The sequence below is a fragment of the Ruminococcus sp. AM42-11 genome, assembly GCF_003480145.1.
Classification (GTDB): Bacteria; Bacillota; Clostridia; order Lachnospirales; family Lachnospiraceae; genus Blautia_A; species Blautia_A faecis.
Genome location: NZ_QUIO01000008.1, coordinates 39,527 through 60,442 on the forward strand (window position 1 = coordinate 39,527; position 20,916 = coordinate 60,442).

The 20,916-nt window shown below is 43.5% G+C and carries 15 protein-coding genes; 3 read left to right on the forward strand and 12 right to left on the reverse strand.

What is annotated here, in order from left to right; all coding sequences use genetic code 11:
* Position 1: 1 nt before the first annotated feature.
* Entirely contained in the window at positions 2–2,548 is a 2,547-nt protein-coding gene (locus DW904_RS06620) for an FctA domain-containing protein (protein WP_118578652.1), read from the reverse strand.
* A 188-nt stretch (positions 2,549–2,736) separates the two neighbouring features.
* Entirely contained in the window at positions 2,737–6,255 is a 3,519-nt protein-coding gene (locus DW904_RS06625; RefSeq protein ID WP_118578654.1) for a hypothetical protein, read from the reverse strand.
* A gap of 525 nt (positions 6,256–6,780) precedes the next feature.
* Between DW904_RS06625 and DW904_RS06630 the strand changes: the two genes are divergently transcribed.
* A complete protein-coding gene (locus tag DW904_RS06630) occupies positions 6,781–7,287 on the forward strand; it encodes a hypothetical protein (protein ID WP_118578656.1) in 507 nt (168 codons plus the stop codon).
* Complete coding sequence (locus DW904_RS06635) at positions 7,284–8,291, forward strand: hypothetical protein (RefSeq protein ID WP_118578658.1); 1,008 nt, start codon at positions 7,284–7,286, stop codon at positions 8,289–8,291. The genes DW904_RS06630 and DW904_RS06635 overlap by 4 nt, the downstream gene beginning before the upstream one ends.
* A 54-nt stretch (positions 8,292–8,345) precedes the next feature.
* Here DW904_RS06635 and DW904_RS06640 read toward each other — a convergent pair whose 3' ends face one another.
* The 6 genes from DW904_RS06640 to DW904_RS06665 form a co-directional block, all read right to left on the reverse strand.
* A complete protein-coding gene (locus DW904_RS06640) occupies positions 8,346–8,939 on the reverse strand; it encodes a DUF6553 family protein (protein ID WP_118578660.1) in 594 nt (197 codons plus the stop codon).
* An 11-nt stretch (positions 8,940–8,950) separates the two neighbouring features.
* Positions 8,951–10,066, reverse strand: coding sequence for a UDP-galactopyranose mutase (gene glf / locus DW904_RS06645; protein WP_118578662.1), 1,116 nt, complete (start codon positions 10,064–10,066; stop codon positions 8,951–8,953).
* Positions 10,067–10,296: 230 nt separating this feature from the next.
* A complete protein-coding gene (putP, locus tag DW904_RS06650; RefSeq protein ID WP_202187679.1) occupies positions 10,297–11,832 on the reverse strand; it encodes a sodium/proline symporter PutP in 1,536 nt (511 codons plus the stop codon).
* 154 nt (positions 11,833–11,986) lie between these two features.
* Entirely contained in the window at positions 11,987–12,532 is a 546-nt protein-coding gene (locus tag DW904_RS06655; RefSeq protein WP_118578666.1) for a DUF5662 family protein, read from the reverse strand.
* Positions 12,510–14,642 carry a Type II secretory pathway, pullulanase PulA and related glycosidase gene (locus DW904_RS06660; RefSeq protein WP_202187680.1) on the reverse strand — a complete coding sequence of 711 codons (2,133 nt, stop codon included), beginning with the start codon at positions 14,640–14,642 and terminating at the stop codon, positions 12,510–12,512. The genes DW904_RS06655 and DW904_RS06660 overlap by 23 nt, the downstream gene beginning before the upstream one ends.
* 51 nt (positions 14,643–14,693) lie before the next feature.
* Entirely contained in the window at positions 14,694–15,449 is a 756-nt protein-coding gene (locus DW904_RS06665; protein ID WP_118578760.1) for an exodeoxyribonuclease III, read from the reverse strand.
* A 343-nt stretch (positions 15,450–15,792) separates the two neighbouring features.
* On the opposite strand from DW904_RS06665, the gene DW904_RS06670 reads away from it, so the two are divergent.
* Entirely contained in the window at positions 15,793–16,188 is a 396-nt protein-coding gene (locus tag DW904_RS06670) for a DUF1292 domain-containing protein (protein WP_118578668.1), read from the forward strand.
* 219 nt (positions 16,189–16,407) lie between these two features.
* Here the strand turns inward: DW904_RS06670 and DW904_RS06675 are convergent, their stop codons facing one another.
* The 4 genes from DW904_RS06675 to DW904_RS06690 form a co-directional block, all read right to left on the reverse strand.
* Positions 16,408–16,920 carry a deoxyuridine 5'-triphosphate nucleotidohydrolase gene (locus tag DW904_RS06675; RefSeq protein WP_118578670.1) on the reverse strand — a complete coding sequence of 171 codons (513 nt, stop codon included), beginning with the start codon at positions 16,918–16,920 and terminating at the stop codon, positions 16,408–16,410.
* A 141-nt stretch (positions 16,921–17,061) separates the two neighbouring features.
* Positions 17,062–19,158, reverse strand: a complete 2,097-nt coding sequence (locus tag DW904_RS06680) for a polyribonucleotide nucleotidyltransferase (RefSeq protein ID WP_118578672.1) — start codon at positions 19,156–19,158, stop codon at positions 17,062–17,064.
* A 358-nt stretch (positions 19,159–19,516) separates the two neighbouring features.
* Positions 19,517–19,783 (reverse strand): 30S ribosomal protein S15, encoded by a 267-nt coding sequence (gene rpsO / locus DW904_RS06685; RefSeq protein ID WP_117853474.1) that lies wholly within the window; start codon positions 19,781–19,783, stop codon positions 19,517–19,519.
* Between the two features lie 209 nt (positions 19,784–19,992).
* Positions 19,993–20,892 carry a bifunctional riboflavin kinase/FAD synthetase gene (locus tag DW904_RS06690; protein ID WP_118578674.1) on the reverse strand — a complete coding sequence of 300 codons (900 nt, stop codon included), beginning with the start codon at positions 20,890–20,892 and terminating at the stop codon, positions 19,993–19,995.
* Between the last annotated feature and the right edge of the window lie 24 nt (positions 20,893–20,916).

The following is a 20,916-nucleotide window of genomic DNA, read 5'->3' on the forward strand; positions in this document are numbered from 1 at the left end:
GTTACAGTGGCATCCTCAGAGGTTGCTTGGAGGAATGGATGACTGGGGTTACGGTTAAGGTACCGTTGCCTGCATCTGTTACGGTTGCGTTGATGGTGTAGATGGTGTCGTCGTAGGTGTAACCTGCTGCGTCACCTTTCACCTCATTTACGGTGTACTGGTATTCGCCGGTATCATCTACTTTCTTATCTGTGTTGTCTTTTACAAGGCTGTACTTGATTTCGTCAAAGGTTACGTTTCCGTCAGCATCGTTGGTCTTGGTCTGAAGAACAGTGCCATCTTTGTCGCGAAGTTCGAATGTAAACTGACCTGCTACAAGTGGTGTCTCTGTGGTTGTCAGAGTCTTCTTAGCTGTCAGGTTCAGACTTCCGGATGCGGAGTAGGTGTTCTTCATCTCAACCTTGTTGTCGATGTCATTCTCACTTACAGTAAACTCAACAGGATCTGCCAGGGTATAACCAGCTGGAGCGGATTTCTCAACTAACTTGTAGGTTTCGCCGAGGATCAGTTTGCCGGTGATTACGTGTGGGTTGTCCTTAGTTGAAGTTGTCCAGGAATCAACCACCTCATTATTCTTGTCGCGAACTTCAAGTTCAACACCAGAAAGCGGATTTCCAAAAGCATCTACTTTTGTAATCGTTGCTTTCGTAGTATCGTTGACAAACTTCATTTCCGGATCTGTGTAATCCTTCTCTCCAATTTTGACTGTCTTAGTAAGTTTCAGAGTTCCGTCACCGTTGTCTTCTACTTTGACTTTTACAGTATAAACATTGGTATCGTATACATATTTAATACCATCAGTTCCATACTGAACCTCAGTAGATGGAGCTTTCTCTCTTACCGTGTACGTATAGGTATTGCCAACATCTGAGAGATTATAATGAATCGGAGCAAATGCGATTGCACCAGCTTCATTGTTTGTAACAGTCTGTGTTTCAATGTTGTCACCGCTAAGTTCGAATTCGAAGGTTCCAAGCTGCTCAGATTCTACCTTCATGGACTTCTGGGCTTTCAGTTCAAGGTCGGCGGATGCACTGTAGGTATTATTAAAGGTGGCTGTCTTATTTTCTACAAGCTTACCGTCTTTTGTGACTGATATAATTGCTGCTGTTAATTTACCTGCCATATTATCTGTTACATTTACAGTTACAACATATTTGCTTCCATCATACTCGTATGCCGGTTTCTTACCATTTATTTCTGTAATTTGATAATAATAGGTTCCGGTTTTCTCATATTTAATGGTTGGGAATACAATGGAACCGTCTTCCGCATTTTTAGCAGTCTTATTGTAACCATTTTCTACTGAATTTCCATCTTCACCAATTTCTGTTGCCTGGAAACTAAACTGCTCTGCTTCCAGTGTCTGACCATCCAGAGTCTTGTTTGCGCTAAGGACGATCTGGCCAGATGTCGTATAAGTATTGATAATTACTGGTGTCTGCAATGCATTTTTGCAGTTTTCATCACTGTAATAACCTACCTTTGTCTTATACTCGTTTCCTTCTTTTCTTACACTTACCTTTGCATAAAGCACGTCACTTGAAACAGTCCATTCCGGATGCTCTCCGGTGATTCCCGTCTCACTGATCTTATAGATATAATCCTTTGCTTCCTTATAGCCGGTGATCTTTTCAAATGTTACCTTTGACCCGGTATTGGCTGCCTCTTTGTTGGACGGTTCTGGTGCCCCAGAAGTCAGCGCTTCCAGCTTGAATTTGAAGTAATTCGGGATTTCCCCTGTCCAGCTCGCAGTTGCGGCTTTCTGGATCTCAATCTCTGCGCTTCCCTCAGTCGGTGCTGTATAAGTATTGGTGATCACTGGTGTCTCTACTGCTGTCGTGCAGTTTTCATCACTGTAATAGCTTACCTTTGTCTTATACTCGTTTCCTTCTTTTCTTACACTTACCTTTGCATAAAGCACGTCACTTGAAACAGTCCATTCCGGATGCTCTCCGGTGATTCCCGTCTCACTGATCTTATAGATATAATCCTTTGCTTCCTTATAGCCGGTGATCTTTTCAAATGTTACCTTTGACCCGGTATTGGCTGCCTCTTTGTTGGACGGTTCTGGTGCCCCAGGAGTCAGCGCTTCCAGCTTGAATTTGAAGTAATTCGGGATTTCCCCTGTCCAGTTCCCTGTTGCTGCCTTCTGAATCTCCAGTTCTGCGCTTCCCTCTACATCTTCAGCTTTCTTATTACTAATTTCAATTGTTCCAACCACAGTTGAATTACTGAGAACAGCAATTGCGTCCTGAAGCCCCATTTTTGCTAGCTCATCTGCTGATTTACTATAGTCAGTAAAATAAAATTCAATAGGACTTCCTGTTTTATAACCACTAGGTGCAGTAGTCTCCACTAACTTATATTTCACATATAAATCAAATACTGTTTTATCTAACTGTTTAGATAATTGAATTGTATCAGTTTCACCATTAGCTTTTGTTGTAATGCCTTGCTTTAAAACTTTTCCACTTGAATCCTGCAATTCAAATACCGCATTCTCTAATCCCCTTGATGCATTTTCTTCATCGTATTTGTACAACAAAAGTTTAAGACTGCTGACTTCAACATTTCCACTTGAATTTTGCTTTTTTTCTACATTATTACTAACTTTGCTGTAATACTCATCCCTTCCATTTATAAAAGCTGTATTACCATATTCAATGTTACTTCCAATACTTCCAATTACTGTTGCCTTATATTCAATTACATATGTAGCACCCTCTACAGGTTTTAAACCAGAATCTTCATTCCAGTTGATGTTGGTACCACATTATAATCTGTATTAGCTACAAGTGTTGCTTCCCCTTGTTTTACACAAAATGTACTATAATCAATTTTAAGATTTGTACAATTGTCATCAATTTCTAAATAACCATCTGAATTTTTATAATCATCTGTATATTTTACAGTAATTTTAAAACCAGCTTGATAGCCGTTTGATGCACTAGGTTTCGAATTTTCCTCTTTGGTAAACAATGGTTTTTTATAAACATAATCGAAACTAGCGTCTCCAGCCGCCTCCTGTCCATTTGCTTTTACTACTACACTATTGCTCAATACTTTTCCATCACTAGAAGTTATTAATGATTCATCAATTTCCATCTGGTAATACAACTTGTACACACAATTTTGGCCATTATATTTTTGTGTCAGCTTACCAAGATCAAGTTTTAATATAGTCGTACCATTTTCTGTTACAGTGGGATCAGTCAACCAACCAGCCTCGCCTTCGTTACGATTAGCATGAATATAGTTCACATACACATTTTGAGCCCACATAAGTTTTGCACTACCAGCGACATATGAAAGTGAAGAGCTGTGTGTGTCCGTTATAATAACATTTTCTGTTCCTAAACCAATTCTGTCTTTGTCAATTGTAATACAATAACTTACCTTATTTCCTTCAGTCTTCCATTCATTTCCTGCATTATTATAAACAGCTGCTTTTTCCTTTTCCACCTGCAAATTTCCAGGAATATATCCCTTTGCTGTACTTTCCCAACCATTACCAGAAGCAGTATTACTAACTAAAGCACCAAGTTTATATGATACATCATTGCCTGCAGCATTCTGATATTTATTAAATGTTTCATATTCTATTATAATATCTCTTGCTACTCCGGTTCCTTCAATTTCCGAATTAACTTTATTGGACTCTATATCACTTCCTGAAAAAGTCTTTGATCCAAAGAATAAATAATTACATTTTTCTCCCTTTTCTTGTATATATTTTATCTTAGTTTTATCAATTTTTCCGCCTGGGTCTGTAACAGTAATTGACGATTCATCAATCCACCCCCATTTGTTCCAACCATCAGCATCCTCATTATCTGACGCTTGTCTTACTTGATCCTTAATAAAAAACTTCATACCGCCAGCTGGAACATGAATAGTAATTCTCCATTTCATTTTATCTTGTGTTCCAGAAATAAATGTCTTTTCGGGATTAGGAACTTTACCTGTTAATGGACCTGAGCCAGATGCCCCCGGATGATTACGGTTGCCATCATCAACATCATTTTTTACGCTAACTGAACCAATAAGACTATCTAATTTTGCCTCATCAACCAGAGTCTTATATGAAAAAGTATATTTGTAAATCAAACTATCGTCAGTATAATTATCTCCTGAATTTTTTCCGATCGTATATGACCATGTATTTCCATCTGCTGGTACAGTAATATCAAACTCAACACCATCAGATCGTTTAACATGAATCACATCTCCCTTCTTAAATTTCGTATACTCGTTATCCTGTAAAGTATCTGTTACCGTGTTTCCTTTAACAGGTTGTTTTCCATCAACATTGTATACGAAAGACCACTCTAAGTATGTCTTACCACCTTCTGTAACTAATTTAGCATTATCCTTCTTAAACCACTGATTATTTTTGAAATTATTTCCAATATCAACTGATGGCTCATTGCTGATGATATCTTTGCTGCCATTTTTACCTTTTACAACTACGCCATTATTAGTAGAATAACTTTCCCCATTTCTTATCTTCTCTAATACACCATCTTTAAATCTTGCCTTATAAACTAACGTAGCTGTTTTATCTTTAAGCAATTCACCTACTGTTACTTCATAACCATTTCCTGTTACAGCAAACTTTCCCGGCGTTGGTGTTCCGCCATCAACGGTAAGTGTATACTCATTTCCTTGTGAATCTTTCACAAGCTCCAAGTCACTTCCCAGCTTATCAATAATTTTAACGTCAGTTGCATTTCCATTTTCTGCTTTAGTTATAATTGTATATGTTATTTCTCCAGTTTTTTCATCATATGATGCACTTTTTTCTGTATAAAGGTTTACATCTCTATTAACATGAATCTCTTTTTCAATTGTGGTTCCTGGTACAGTTATTTTTACTACTTCGTCCGTAACCGTATTTTTTATTTCTGCTGAAAACGTGAAATTCCCCTTTACAAGGCCTTTATCAGCCTGCTGCATAAACTCATCTGTAAAAACAACTGAAACATCTCCCGCATCATTAATAGTATAATCTCCAACAACAGTCTTATTATCATCCGCATATAATTTTCCACTTTCCGGCCAATTTGTCAAATTGTTAGGCATAGAAAAAGTCATATTTTTCTGAATGTGTTTTCCCTGATTAACAAGCTCTGAAGTTTCGGCAAATGAAATAGTAAAGTCATATCTCGCAGAAGGACTGATTTTATCATTTGATGAAATTTCTTTTCCATCGACTTTAATTGTCATTCCTGTTATAAAATCGGACAATTTACTACTTCCAGTTTGTACCGCCACATTTTGTACTGTCGTCACGCCACCCACAATTGAAAAACTATCCTGCGTAAAACCCATAGAGGTGATCTCTCCGTCTGCGTTTGTGTTTACGTACTCGGTTACAACCTCTGCCTGACCTTCATTGTCCAGATGTACAACATCTTTATTTACGACGTCACCGTCAACGGTGCTTTTCTGAATCTCTTTGAAGCTCATATCTACTTTTACATTTCCGCTTTCCGGCTCGATTCGGCTTCCGTCGGCGGTCAGAAAATATACATCGTAAAGTACGTACTCAGCTTCCGTATTCTCAGCGTCCAATCCCAACTGGCTGCTCAGCTGGCTGTTGAATGCAGCTACTGCCGCATTGTAGCGATCAGTGCCAGGTGCAATATAGTCAGCTTTGATTTCTGCATCCTGTGGAAGGTTTGCATCTTCCGGAGCTGTTGCTGTAATCACTACACGACTGTCTTCATATCTGAAAGAAGTCTTCGGTGTTTCTGTCGGAGTCGGTGTCTCACTTGGGGACGCGCTGACTTCCGGTGTCGGTGTTGCAGTTGCCTCGGCAGCTGGTGTTGCTGTAGCTTCCGGTGCTGCAGGAACTTCCGTCACTTCTGCAGGTGCCGCTGTGGGCTCTGTTGCAGGTGCTTCTGTCGGAGCTGCTGCAGGTGCTTCTGTTGGCTGCTCTGCTGGTGCTTCCGTCGGCTGCTCTGCTGGCGTTTCTGTTGGCTGCTCGGCTGGTGCTTCCGTTGGCTCCTGAGCTTGTTCCGCAGCAGGAGTTTCCTGCACTTGCTGAGGTTCTTCCTGTTTCTCAGCAACCGGTTCCGCTCCCTCTGTTGCGTATGTTTCTGCTTCGTTTTCAGACGGAGTCGGTGTTGCCGTCGCGTCCTCAACGTAGGTATCGTCCGTTGCCAGAACAGTCAGACTAGACTGCTGGAATATCATAGATACCGCCAGAAGTATGGCAAAAAACGATTTCAGCCTTGAATTCTTTTTCATGTTACAGCCTCCTTTTTAAGATTGGGTTTTCCTTTTTTCAGTGTGGTTTTGCAGGCAGAACTAGCCCAAAACCCATTTTCATCATCATATCACACTGATTTTAAAGGAGCAATAATTTATGATCACCTGAAAAATCCCTGTTTTCTGCTGTTTCACTAAGAAACCGGTCACTAATCGGTCTTCATTTTCGTGTTTTTATAGTGTGTATTTTGGTGTACTAGTGCTATTTTCGACTTTTCATTGAAAAAAGCATACAATTTCTTATTTTTTCTGCTTTCACAGGACAAAAAACTACATGTTTACTCCATTTTCCCCTGTTTGAATTTCAGCATTTTGCACAATTTCACTCCCTGTTTTCTAAACTATATTCGCTCCAATTTTCGTATTTACTCATGGTGTATCTTGATGTACGCTCTTTCGTGTGCTATAATAAATGCCAGAAAACCAATGCACTTATACAATTGACAAACAAGGAATACGCACCATCTTCATTTTCAAATGATAAAGCATACAGGAGGACCCCCTATGTTTCTCAAAAAGACCCCTAAGGCAAAGGGAACTTACCTTGCCATCACCGAATCCTACTACGATAAAGAGAAGAAAGCCACTCGTCAGAAAACCATTATGGGGTTGGGATATCTGGAAGATTTAAAGAAGGATTACCCGGATCCCATCAGCCATTTCGAGAAGGTTGTGGCTGATATGAACCAGGAGCGAGAAGCCAAAAAGAACTCTGTGGTATATGTTGACCTTACTACTGCTCTCTCTCCGGGAGAACACTCTCTGAAAAATGTAGGCTACGGCATTTTGAAATACCTTTATAAGGAGCTTCAGCTGGACATTTTCTGGCGTACCAGGACCTGGAATCTATCTCTCCCCTATAATATAGAAGAGCTTTTCCGATATATGGTCATTTCCCGTGCGCTTTACCCGAATTGTACCTGGAATGAAGCTATTGAAAAAGGACTCTACTTCGAAGATCCGGAAGCATCTCAGACGAAGACCTGGATTCTGCCTTTCATGTTATCGTGAAACTGCAAAAAGATCTGCAGAAGTGGATTTATGAGCATTCCGGCAGTATCCTTTCCAGAGATACTACTTCTGCATTTTTGGATCACACCAGCTATAATTTTTCCATTCCTGGAAGCATGCCCTCTGACACGCAGCCCAATGCCAGACGTACAGATTCCACCCTTCACCTGGATCTTCTCACGGACAGAAATGGACTCCCCATTGCATATGACCTGTCTACCAGTGGTACTGTGTTGAACCAGTCTGTTTTTAATGCCGTAAAGCAATTAAAGAGAGAGAATCCCAGAACCCGTTTTTATAATACTGCCCCTGCGCGTCCGGAGGAGGAGCCTTTTATTTGCAATGGAGTACCGGCAGACGGATATATTTATGGTCTGCCGGTACATACTGCGAATGCAGAATTTAAGGATTGGGTACTGAAGGATGGTTATCAGGAAATGAAAATTCTGAATGAAAAGCATCAGACTATCCCTCTTCTTTATAAAGAGCGGATTTTTGAGGATAGGGAAAAACAATTTGTATATTACCATGAGCTTCAGGCCAGACAGCAGCGCCTTGCCAGGGAGTCTTCCGGAAAGCGTACCGGATTGAAGCTGGACGGATACACTGCCATTGCTACTGATAATCTGGAGGCGGATAACCTTTCCCCTTATCGTCTTTTCAGCGGACTTCGTCATATGGAGAAAATTTTCCTTGATTCCAAAAGCCAGTATGACTCCTCTGCTACCTTCATCTGGACACCGGATAAGATCAATGCCCATTTTGTGATTGGGTTTGTGTCCTTTACCTTAATGCGTATGCTGCAGGCGAAGCTTGATTTCCAGTTTTCCATGGAACAGATCGGGACTTCTTTGCAGCGGTATAATTGTGTACAGATTGCAGGAAATATTTATCAGTTTACCTATTATGATGTGATTCTGGATGCATGTGAGAAGGCACTGGGGCTGGAGCTGCATAATAAATACCGCAGCCAGCTCCAGATTCGGAGATTGCTGCGGTACTAAGAACTTTATAATTTTATATCTTTTATACATGTCAGGCTTTTTTTGCCTGACATGTTATCTGTCTGCTCCCAGGCTTCCCTCTCCTGGAAAATGCAGTTCGTACATTTCCCGGGCGGCGCGGGTGACGATTCCAAGCTCTTCTTCCATCTTCAATGTCTGCGGAAGCACCACGGCAGTATCATAAATATCCGCTTTCAGCTTGTCCTTGGCGCGCTCACTGCTCATTTTCATAATCCCAAACAGTGTGCTGTTATAAGCCTTATCCGACTCACTAAGCTCCATATAAGTCTTCACCATATGGCAGCACTCTCTGTAAAGAAGCTCTTCATAATCCTTACCCTTGGCGCAGATTTCCTGAAACTTCATTTTATTCAGCTGCTTCATGATCTCCTTACGTCCGCCGCGGACTCCCATAAAGCGCTTGCCGCTGTCCTTATTAAACTCCATCAGCATCCACAGTGCGATCAAACCGTCAGCACGAGTATCACCGCCAAGCTCAGACGGATCCTGATAACGGATGTCCCAAAGCTCCCTGCGGATCTGATTCAGCTCTGGCTCCTCTCCTGCCTCAATGGACATATTCAAAAGTGCCAGACGTCTGGCCGGGTCCGATTCTCTGTAGTATTGTGTAATAGTCGGGGTATCCATAGTATTCTCCTTTATACTTCTTCGTAGGTCAGCTCGGTCTCAGCCATATTAAGAGCTTCCTCAATTACCTTGTCCATATCCATATAGCGGTACATGCCCAGTCGTCCACCGAAGAGTACATTCTTCTCTTCTAATGCACGACGCTCATACTTGTCAAAGAGCTCGTCATTCTTCGGATCATTAATGGGATAATATGGCTCTTTTCCCTTCTCCCATGCTGCCGGATATTCTCTTGTGATAACAGTCTTCGGCTGTGTCCCAAACTCGAAGTGCTTATGCTCAATAATACGGGTATAGGGCACCTCATAATCGGTATAGTTCACAACCGCATTTCCCTGATAGTTCCCCATATCAAGCACTTCTGTCTCAAAACGCAGGGAACGGTACTCCAGCTCACCATAGCAGTAATCATAAAATTCATCGATCATACCGGTAAAAAGGATCTTATCTGCCTGTGCAGTGAGCTCTTCTCTGTTTGCAAAGAAATCCGTCTTCAGGCAAACCTGGACACCCTCCAGAAGCTTCTTGATAATACGGGTATAGCCTCCCTTCGGAATACCCTGATAGGGATCCTTAAAATAGTTATTATCATAGGTGTAACGAAGAGGAAGTCTCTTGATAATAAAGGACGGAAGTTCCTTACACTCTCTTCCCCACTGCTTGCGGGTATAGCCCTCTACCAGCTTCTCGTACACATCCTGTCCCACCAGCGCCAGTGCCTGCTCTTCCAGGTTCTTCGGGTGTGTGATGTGCATACGGCTGATCTGCTCCTGAATCTTCGCCTTCGCCTCTGCCGGAGTCCGTACCCCCCAGAGCTGATGGAATGTATTCATATTAAACGGAAGATTATACAGTTCATCCTTATACACTGCAATAGGTGAATTTACAAAGTGGTTAAATTCTGTAAACTGGTTCACATAGTCCCAGATTTCCTTCTTAGAGGTATGGAAAATATGTGCGCCATACTTGTGGACCTGGATGCCTTCTACTTCCTCTGTGTAAATATTACCGCCGATATGATCACGCTTGTCGATCACCAGGCAGGTCTTGCCCTTCTTAGTAGCTTCGTGAGCAAATACAGCTCCAAAAAGTCCGGCTCCTACAATTAAATAATCATATTTTTTCATCTTGTGTTGCCCCTTTCTGTTATGGGAATGCAGATTTATTACGTCCGTTTTCTGCCAGACACTGATATACAATGTCTTTCGTTCCCAGATAAAGATGTTATTATTATAACAAATTTTCAGAAAAAAAGGTAGCCCTTTCCATGTAAGGACTACCTTTTTTATAAACTTTCTTAATGGTCGCATCGTAACCTGTAACACGCTTCACGATGGTCAACGATCATGCAATCGCATTATTTCGCAGCAACTCTGTCAAACTCATCTGTGATTTCTTTAGATGGAACCTTCGTAACAAGGCTGACGATTACAATCATCACCAGACTGAACAGGAAACCAACTGCCAGGGAATAAAGTCCTGTATAGGTTCCCAGTGTCTGTCCTCCAACTAACGGAATATAGTCCCAGATAATAACGGTAAGTCCGCCAGTCACCATACCTGCAATGGCACCTGGAAGATTGGTTCTTCTCCAGAACAGGGACATTACCACGATCGGTCCAAATGCGGAACCAAGTCCTGCCCATGCATTGGAAACCAGTCCCATAATACTGCTGTCCGGATTCCATGCAATGGCAAATGCAATCACTGCAATCACAATAACCGTGATACGGCTTACTTTCAGAATTTCCTCTGTGTCAGCATCCTTCTTGATAAAGCTGTGATACAGATCCTCAGATACTGCAGAAGCAGTTACCAGAAGCTGGGAATCCGCTGTGGACATGATCGCTGCAAGGATTCCGCAAAGGAACAGCCCGCCGATAAAGGGAAGCGCAAGCTCTGAGGTAAACACCTTACGGATCATCTCAATAAATACGCTCTCAGAAGAAGCGGCTCCGTTCTCCCCAAGAATAACAGGAAGCAGGTAAGCTCTTCCGATCACAGCGATTGCAAATGCAGCTGACAGGGAAAGAAGATCCCATACAATGGCAATCGCCCAGGATTTCTTTAATTCTTTCTCATTCTTAACTGCCATAAATCTTACCAGTACGTGAGGCATTCCACAGTATCCAAAGCCCCATGCCAGCTGGGAAAATATCTCTATAAAAGTATATGGCCTGTCTCCATTCATAAACGGATTCAGATAAGCGCCTGCACCGCCGGTCACGCTGCTCTGGGAGATCAGGTCTGTAAGATTGCCTGGAAGCAGGAAATATGCCACCAGCGGAACTACAAGAAGTCCGATAAGCATCAGGGTTCCCTGCACAAAATCTGTTACACAGACCGCCATAAAGCCGCCCATGAAGGTGTAGCAAAGAATAACCGCTGCTCCGATAGCCAGAGCTACATGATAATCAAGTCCAAATACGGTATTGAACAGCTTACCGCCTGCTGCCAGCGCAGAAGCTGTATACACCAGGAAAAAGATTACAATTACCACTGACGAAATCAGAAGCAGGATCTTTTTCTTATCACGGTAGCGGTTCTCGAAAAATGCCGGGATGGTCATGGAATTGTTTGCTGCGATGGTGTATTTACGAAGTCTTCCGGAAATACATACCCAGTTGAGGACAGTTCCGATAAAAAGTCCCACTGCGATCCAGATCTGTCCGGATCCAAAAGAATAAATGGCTCCGGGAAGACCCATCAGAAGCCATCCGCTCATATCAGAAGCCTGTGCAGAAAGTGCTGCCACCCATCCGTTCAGTCCTCGTCCTCCAAGGAAATAATCCTCTGAGCTGGAGGTCTTTTTCATGTAAACCGCGCCGATGACGATCATCATGGCAAGGTAAAACACAAAAGCAATCAGAATTATCACTGTTGTACCACTCAATTTTTTCTCCTCCTCTGTTATAAAATCTGCTGTCCCCAAATCATCCGGACAGCAAAATAACATATTTCATACTTTACCACAGAAGAGTATGAAAGTGCAAGTGATATTGTATATTTTTTTGAAAGTCTGCGCTTGATAAACACGGAATATGAAACTACTTATCCTTCCCTTTCAGATAAACATGCTTAATATACCATAAAGCCTTTTCTTCCCCCTTGTCACTAAGGATCCGAAGCAGCCCCTCTAACTCTTTTTTCGTCTGGGGATGTACAAACCACAGCTTCGGCTTGCTTTTCAGGAAATATTCCAGCGGCTCGTGATTGTCATATGCGTCCCCAAGATAAGTCCTGGAGGCACTGATCCGGTCCATCACCATCTCTGCCACATATCTGCGGGGCATTTTCGCCCCCATGATCACATGCTCCGGATCATTTATGGAATAATCCACCCAATGCTCATAATGATGCTTATTGCGCCCTTTATGATGGAGCCAGGCGGTAGACACGCCCGTATCCTCACGTTCTGCGTTATTTGGGCTTCTGTTTCCCTGATAATATTTGCAGCCCACCAGAAATTCCGACGGGGTATATTTGGAAAGGTCATGGAGAAGCCCCTGCTTGTAAAGTCCGATTCGGAAGCAATAGTGCATAACCATCAGCTTATGCTTTGTGATTGTTTTAAAGTGAAGCCATGGATGCATTGTCGCCGGACCTCCTTTCCTTATTCTCAGCTTCTGTCACAGTATTGTCTGAAGCTGCAGTTTTCTTCGCTTCTGCGCCTGGCAGTTTTTCATTCTTTTTTCCTTTGCCAGTATGCTTTCTTTCAGGCTCCGGTTTCTTCACACCCTGAAGTACAACCACTGTACGCGGTCCCACCTCCACGGCTCTTTCATAGACCTGGCCATTTTCCCCATAAAATCCGTCACAGGTCAGATCTCCGGTATCCATCACTTTCTTCCACTCCATCCCCTCTGGCAGATTGGGAAGAGCAATATCCCTGGTTTCCCAGTGAAAATTATAGCCTGTATAAAGGAAATCATCCTCACTTCCGTCCGGCAGCTTTGCATATGCCCCGCACAGCATCACGCCGATCATGCGGCTGGTATTTTCCATGTTGCAGAACCATGCACGTTCCCCATGAAAAGACATATCCGGAAATCCCTTGCCCAGGTAATCTGCTTCTTTCATGCTCTCACTCATATGAAGGACAGGATGAGCCTTCCGAAGTGCAACTGCCTTTTTTACAAAGGCAAGCATGCTGGCATTTCTTCGCAGTCCCCGCCAGTCAATCCAGCCAATGGAATTGTCCTGGCAGTAAGCATTATTGTTTCCTTCCTGGGAATTGCCGATCTCATCACCGCCATAGATCATGGGCACTCCCTGGGAAAACAGCATCATAGCAAAAGCAGCACGCATCTGGCGCTCCCTCATCTGACGGATCCACTGCTTCCGGCTTGGTCCTTCAATGCCGCAATTCCAGGAATAATTATAGCTGCAACCGTCGTTATTGCCTTCCCCATTTGCCTCATTGTGCTTATAATTGTAGGAAACAAGGTCATTTAAAGTAAAACCGTCCTGGCAGGTAATATAATTGATCACTCCATGGTCATCTGGATTATGACGGATGCGGTACTGCACAGCCGGAACCATATCCTCATCGCTTTTCAGGAATCTGCGCATATCCTGCAAAAATCCCAGATTATATTCCGCAAAGCATCGCTTTCCTGGTCTGCGGTTCTTATAAAGAGCAGCCGTATCCATTCCTTCTGCCATGATCTTCGTTCCTGCAAGCAGTCCGTCCTTCATGATCAGGTCAAGAGGTGCCCCTTCTCCCAGAATATGAAAGCCGTCCACATGATAATTCTGTTTCCAGAACTGCACTGCACGAAGTGCCATTAAAGGATTAACCTCCGCCGGAAAATACATTTCCATGATACAGCCAATCCCTGCTTTGTGAAAAGCCCTGATCATGTCACAAAATTCCCTGTGGGGATCCCGGGTAGCGCAATAAGCACTCTTTGGCGCAAAATAAAGACCATTTCCATATCCCCAGTAATTTACCTCGTCTTTTTTCCCCTTCTGGGAAACAAGACCGTCTGGCTCCTTTGGCGGAACCACCTCCATAAATTCATAGGCCGGCATAAGCTCTACTGTATTAATGCCAAGCTCCTGCCAGTATGGGATCATCTGTACCAGACCGGAAAAAGTTCCCCGGAGACCTGTCGGCAGCTTAGCCTGCCTGGTGTATCCCCGGACATGTACTTTATAGAGGATCATATCTTCAAAGTCTGTTTCCGGTGCTTTCTCATCCCCCCAGTCATAACCATTTCCGGACCAGAAGCTGCAGCGCACCTTGTGTGGATCTTCCTCCCACGCTGCCCCAAAATGCTCTCTTCCGCTGATCCTGCTGGCACAGGGATCCAGATAGATTTCCCCGTTTATCTTAAAATTGTACTCCAGATTGGTTACATTTAATTTTTTCATAAAGACAGAAAAAATCCGTCCTGTACGATATTTTTCATCCAGAAGAAGCTCATAAAAGGGCTCTCTTCCCCTCTTCCTGTAAAGGAGCAGGTAAACCTCAGAATCCTCTTCCGCTTCCACTGCAAAATTATATCCATCTGCCATCTGGGTTACCCCAAGTAAAAGAGGATAACCGTATGTCACAACAACGCTCTTATTTCCCGGTATTGGCACTTTATAAGCCCTCCTGTCTTTGTCTGCTGTCTCGTCTGTAGCCATTTTTGTACACAGAGCACGTTTCCCAAAGGGAATCTGCACAATGCAATCTTTCTCATGAAATAAAATCATCCGATGATATCTGTTTATCCCCAGATCCTGCCATACAGGACTCCCTATGGTCTAAAATTTCAGATCCAGTTCTACAGGACAATGGTCGGACCCCATTATCTCGCTGTGAATCTTCGCATCCTCCAGATTCTCTTTCAAGGACGGAGAGGTGATGAAATAATCAATTCTCCATCCGGCATTCTTCTCTCTTGCCTTAAATCGGTAAGACCACCAGGAGTAGGCGCCCTCAAGCTCCGGATAAAAGTAACGAAATGTATCAATAAATCCAGCTTCCAGAGTTCTGGTAAAGCAGGCTCTCTCTTCATCTGTGAAGCCTGCGTTCATCCGGTTGGTCTTAGGATTCTTCAGGTCAATTTCCTGATGTGCCACATTCATGTCTCCACAGCAGATCACAGGCTTTTTCTCCTGAAGCTTCAGAAGATAAGCCAGAAAATCTCTTTCCCATTCCATGCGGTATTCCAGTCTTCGAAGCTCTGACTGGGAATTGGGCGTATATACGGTAACCAGATAAAAATCGTCCATCTCTGCAGTGATCACACGGCCTTCTTTATCGTGTTCCTCTATTCCAAGTCCGTAGGTCACGGACAACGGCTCTTTTTTCGTAAAAACAGCTGTTCCGGAATATCCCTTGCGGTTCGCATAATTCCAATATTGATAATAACCTGGAAGCTCCAGCTTCACCTGGTTCTCCTGACATTTGGTCTCCTGAAGGCAGAAAATGTCTGCATCCAACTTCGCAAAGCTTTCTTCAAAGCCCTTGGTGATACAGGCACGGATTCCATTTACGTTCCATGATACAAGCTTCATGTTGTTCTCCAATCTGTAAAAATTTATATGATGCACAAAAATCCTTCTGTACATGATTTTGCCCATTTTTTCAAAGTTTCCAGTGAACTTCATTCACCCAAAACCTCTCATAAGATATTGCCTGTGAATATTCAATATATTCTAACACTTTCTTCATTATAACACAGATTTCCCTATTCACAAAACCCTATTTTTCTGGTACAATCTAAATATTGTCCGGGCATACCGTTACCAGTGAAAACGAAGCTAAAGAAGTCCCGGTGTTACCTTGTTTTACAGCATGAACATGTTTTTTCACAGGTAACATATAAATACAAATTTTTTATAAAGTGAGGTATTTTTAATGAGTGATTCAGATATGACAAACTCCTGCAGCAGCTGTGGAAGCAGCTCATCCTGCGGCGGTTCCGACTGTTCCACATGCGGCGGATGCAGCACTGACGCAAACCAGCACAGCACCATTACTCTTACCATGGAGGATGATACTGAGGTAGAATGCGCCATCCTTACCATTTTCCCGGTAGATGCAAAGGAGTATATTGCGCTTCTTCCTCTTGACGAAGAGGGCCAGAATCATGACGGTGAAGTTTATCTGTATTCCTTCACCCGCACTGCAGAGGGTGCTCCCATGCTTTCCAATATTGAAAGCGACGAAGAGTACAATAAGGCTGCTATCGCATTTGACACTGTTTTACAGAATGCGCGGGAAGCAGAAGCTGCCGGAACACCTTTAGAGTAATCTCTCCGGTGATCTTTAAAGAAATTTCCTGCGGGAGCATCAAAGTAATCTTCCCGGTGGTCTTTAAAGAGATTTCCTGCGGGAGCCTGTTTGAAAAAGGCTTTCTGCAAAATTTGAAAAAAGCTTAAGAACAATAAAAGCAGGTATCTGTGATTGATAAATTCATCACATTTACCTGCTTTTGTATTTCCCATAAAACTGCGAGGATGCCGCAGCGGGTTACTTCGTCGTACTTCCAAACCCGCCATTTCTCACATCTGTCACATCATCGTCTACGGTAATCCCATACTCAACGAAGATTCCCTGCATAAAGCCTGTATCTGCCTTCAATTCTACCACTTTGTTCTCATTGGTGTCATTTGTCAGCTTGGCAAAAATATGACCTTCATTGTCAGAATAAAAATAATCGCTGTCAATAATCCCCACCGTATTATTCAGCTGCAGACGGAATTTAAATCCCAGGCCGCTTCTTGGATAGCATTTCAGCACCCACTCCTGATCCATCTCCACACGGATCCCGGTCGGAATCTTGATGGTCTCTCCTGGCTTGATGGTAAAATCAGCCGGGGAAAAGAAATCATAGCCTGCGCTTCCGGCAGTAGCTCGTCTTGGAAGACGGATTCCCTCATAAATCTTCTCTGCCTCATCAGCAGACACGCCCTCAAAAGTATCCATCCAGTCTGCCACAAAGCGCTCTTTACTTACTTTATGAAATTTTGCAATTCTTTTCATGTTTCCTCCTGTTTGTCCCGTGCAGACGCCTTTTCCAAAGCTCCGACTCTGCAGCGGATATAAAGAATGCCGGGCACATCTGTCCGGCATCCCCCAAGCTGTCACTGTGCTTTTCATACACAGTGGCCTTGCATTTTATTCTTATTTTGCCTCTGCCGGAACATCCTTGATGCTGAAGCTCATTCTTCCCATCTTGTCTTTTCCAAGGCATACAACAGTTACCTTATCTCCAAGTGTAAGAACATCCTCTACGCGGTTGATTCTCTCCTTGCAGATCTTGGAAATGTGAACCATTCCCTCTTTGCCAGGTGCGAACTCAACAAATGCGCCAAACTCCTTGATGCTTACAACCTGTCCGGTAAGGATCTGTCCCTGCTCGAAGTCAGAAGCAATGATCTCAACCATGCGCTTTGCTTCCTGCATGTTCTTGTCATCTACGCCGCAGATAGATACAGCACCCTCATCTGTGATATCGATTTTAACGCCTGTGCGCTCGATGATGGTGTTGATGGTCTTACCTCTCTGGCCAACAACATCACCGATCTTCTGAGGATCGATCTGGATCTGGATGATCTTCGGAGCATATTTTCCAACAGTTGTACGAGGTGCAGGGATACATTTCTCAATAACTTCATTAAGGATGTACTCTCTTGCTTCCTTAGTACGTCTGATTGCTTCTTCTACGATCTGTCTTGTAAGACCGTGGATCTTAATATCCATCTGAATCGCTGTGATACCGTCATGAGTTCCGGCTACCTTGAAGTCCATGTCGCCAAAGAAGTCCTCAAGTCCCTGGATATCAGTAAGAACGATATAGTCATCATCTGTGTCACCTGTTACAAGACCACAGGAAATACCTGCAACCGGCTTCTTAATCGGTACACCGGCAGCCTCAAGAGACATGGTGGATGCACAGATACTTGCCTGGGAGGTAGATCCGTTTGACTCAAAGGTCTCAGATACAGTACGGATTGCATATGGGAATTCTTCTACGCTTGGAAGCACCGGTACAAGTGCTCTCTCAGCAAGTGCTCCATGACCGATCTCACGGCGTCCCGGTCCTCTGGATGGCTTTGTCTCACCTACAGAATAGGATGGGAAATTGTAGTGATGCATATATCTCTTGCTTGTCTCAAACTCGTCAAGTCCGTCAATTCTCTGTGCCTCTGCAAGAGGTGCCAGAGTAGTAATGGTACAGATCTGAGTCTGTCCACGGGTGAACATAGCGGAGCCATGTACTCTCGGGATGATGTCAACCTCTGCTGCCAGAGGACGGATCTGTGTGATCGCACGGCCGTCCGGACGTTTGTGATCTTTCAGGATCATCTTACGAACGGTTTTCTTCTGATACTGATAAACAGCCTCACCAAGAACAGCAAGCCACTCTTCCTTCTCTGCAAAAGCTTCTTTCAGCTTGTCTGTGATCTGGGCAATATTATTCTCTCTTGTCTGCTTGTCATCAGAGAATACGGCAACTTCCATTTCTTCCGGAGGAACGATCTCCTTGATGGCGTCAAACAGCTCCTGCGGAACTGCACAGGACTCATAGCTGTGTTTCTCTTTCCCGCACTCAGCGATGATCTGATCGAAGAATCTGATGATCTCCTGGTTTACTTCATGTGCTTTATAAATAGCCTCGATCATCTGATCCTCCGGAACCTCGTTGGCACCGGCCTCGATCATGATAACCTTATCTCTTGTGGAAGCTACTGTCAGCTGAAGGTCAGAAATATCCTTCTGAGCCAGTGTAGGGTTCACAACATACTCTCCATTGATCAGGCCGATCTGTGTCGTTGCACATGGGCCATCAAATGGAATATCAGAAATACAGGTAGCAAGGGAAGAACCAAGCATAGCCGGGATCTCCGGGTTGCACTCCGGATCTACAGACATAACCATGTCTACCAGTGTTACATCGTTTCTGTAATCCTTCGGGAACAGAGGACGCATAGGTCTGTCGATAACACGGGAGGTAAGGATTGCGTGCTCGCTTGCCTTTCCCTCTCTCTTATTGAAACCGCCCGGAATCTTTCCTACGGCGTACATTTTCTCTTCATATTCAACGCTTAACGGGAAAAAATCGATTCCCTCTCTTGGCTCCTTGGATGCAGTTGCTGTAGCAAGTACAGTGGTATCACCATAATGCATAAGTGCTGCGCCATTGGCCTGTTTCGCAACACGTCCGATATCTACGGTAAGTGTTCTTCCAGCTAATTCCATGGAATAACTTTTGTACATGTCTTCTCTCCTTTTTCATATAAAATATTGATCTGAAGCCACCCTACACTTCTGCAGAAACTGTGAAAACCAGTTCTGACCAACGTATATTGCAGCTCTCTTTGCCTCTGTCACAACAGAAGTCCGAAACGACTGAAAAACACATTTGATATTGCTGTAGACAGGTTTCTTCAAATGTCCTTTTCAGAAGTCTCGGAAATCTTTATCTGTCAGGTCGCCCTTACAGACAATAGTGCCTCTATTGTGACACTTGTCACTATCCACAAAAGCTCCGGTAGGAAGCTTGTCTGTGAACAATCATAACTTTCCTTACATCTTAAAATAGGGCGGATGGATATCCGCCCCTTCCGCATACTAATTATTTTCTTAAACCTAATTTCTCAATCAGTGCACGGTATCTTTCGATGTCTGTTTTCTTTAAGTAAGCTAACAGTCCACGTCTCTGACCTACCATTTTCAGCAGACCACGTCTGGAATGATGATCCTTGTGGTTGTTCTGTAAATGCTCAGTAAGCTCCTGGATTCTTGCAGTAAGAACAGCTACCTGTACCTCTGGTGAACCAGTATCTCCCTCACATCTTGCATACTCTTTCATGATTGCTGCTTTCTTTTCTTTTGAAATCATTTTGATTTCCTCCTTATTTTTAATGGTCGCCCATGCAGGTAATCCTGTGGGAACGTAATCGCCGCATATTAAGAGACGGTCGGAGTGTCCAACCCCTGAATATGGGCTGTCTGATATGTGAACAGTAACACTAAACCTGCTCACACCTTGCCTAGTATAGCATACCCGCCAGATTCTGTAAACTGTTTTTTTCGTTTTTCTTCCCGATATTATTTCTCAGTTTTCTCAAAATATCTCCGGCCGTCCTCTGCATCTGCCAGAAGTCTGCTCTTCAGCGCCTCTAGAGACGGAAATTTCCTTTCCGGCCTCAAAAACTTTTTGAAATCCACCCGGCATTCCTCTCCGTAGAGATCTTCCCTACAGTCAAAAAGATAGGTTTCCACCCCTATAAAGCTCTCACCAACCGTAGGCTTACAGCCAATGTTGGTAATTCCGTGGTATATCTTATCTCCGAAATAAGAGCTTGTCACATACACGCCGTTTGGGGGCAGGATCTTGGTCCTGGGAGGCACGAGATTGGTAGTGGGAAGCAGAACCTTATGTCCCATTCCCCTGCCATGTACCACCTGACCTTCCACAAAGTAATCCCTTCCCATAAGGGAAGTAACTTTCTCCATATTTCCTTTTTTCAGTTCTTCTCTGATATAGGTACTGCTGATCTTCCTGTGTCCATCCATTTCTTTGGAAAGGATTTCCACATCAAAGCCATACTTTTCTCCAAATTCCATAAGAAGCCGGGGCGTACCTTTCCGCTCGAAGCCAAACCGGTTGTCTTCTCCCACTACTACGTAGGATGCCCCAAGATCTCCCATAAGAATCTCTTTTATAAAATTCTCAGCCTTCATATGCCGGATCCTGTCATTTAACTGGCATTCTACCAGCACATCCACGCCAAGCTTTTCAAGAATGGAAGCACGTTCCTGCCTGGTAAGGATCATGTTGCTGGAAGCATCAATAGCAAAAAGGACAGCCTGTTCTCCAAGTGTCTTCCGCTCCCTGATCTTCTCAACCAATTTTCTGTGGCCACGGTGGATCCCGTCAAATTTTCCCATTGTTACTGCACAGTTGGCAAGTTTTGGAAACTCACCCTCTATCTTCAGGTATTCCATAATCTCTCCTGTCAAACCAGTTTA

Coding starts and splice junctions, on each gene's coding strand:
- DW904_RS06625 (WP_118578654.1), bottom strand. CDS start 6,255: ATGAAAAAGAATTCAAGGCTGAAATCGTTTTTTGCCATACTTCTGGCG.
- DW904_RS06630 (WP_118578656.1), top strand. CDS start 6,781: ATGTTTCTCAAAAAGACCCCTAAGGCAAAGGGAACTTACCTTGCCATC.
- DW904_RS06640 (WP_118578660.1), bottom strand. CDS start 8,939: ATGGATACCCCGACTATTACACAATACTACAGAGAATCGGACCCGGCC.
- glf (WP_118578662.1), bottom strand. CDS start 10,066: ATGAAAAAATATGATTATTTAATTGTAGGAGCCGGACTTTTTGGAGCT.
- DW904_RS06655 (WP_118578666.1), bottom strand. CDS start 12,532: ATGCATCCATGGCTTCACTTTAAAACAATCACAAAGCATAAGCTGATG.
- DW904_RS06660 (WP_202187680.1), bottom strand. CDS start 14,642: ATGATTTTATTTCATGAGAAAGATTGCATTGTGCAGATTCCCTTTGGG.
- DW904_RS06665 (WP_118578760.1), bottom strand. CDS start 15,449: ATGAAGCTTGTATCATGGAACGTAAATGGAATCCGTGCCTGTATCACC.
- DW904_RS06670 (WP_118578668.1), top strand. CDS start 15,793: ATGAGTGATTCAGATATGACAAACTCCTGCAGCAGCTGTGGAAGCAGC.
- DW904_RS06675 (WP_118578670.1), bottom strand. CDS start 16,920: ATGAAAAGAATTGCAAAATTTCATAAAGTAAGTAAAGAGCGCTTTGTG.
- DW904_RS06680 (WP_118578672.1), bottom strand. CDS start 19,158: ATGTACAAAAGTTATTCCATGGAATTAGCTGGAAGAACACTTACCGTA.
- rpsO (WP_117853474.1), bottom strand. CDS start 19,783: ATGATTTCAAAAGAAAAGAAAGCAGCAATCATGAAAGAGTATGCAAGA.
- DW904_RS06690 (WP_118578674.1), bottom strand. CDS start 20,892: ATGGAATACCTGAAGATAGAGGGTGAGTTTCCAAAACTTGCCAACTGT.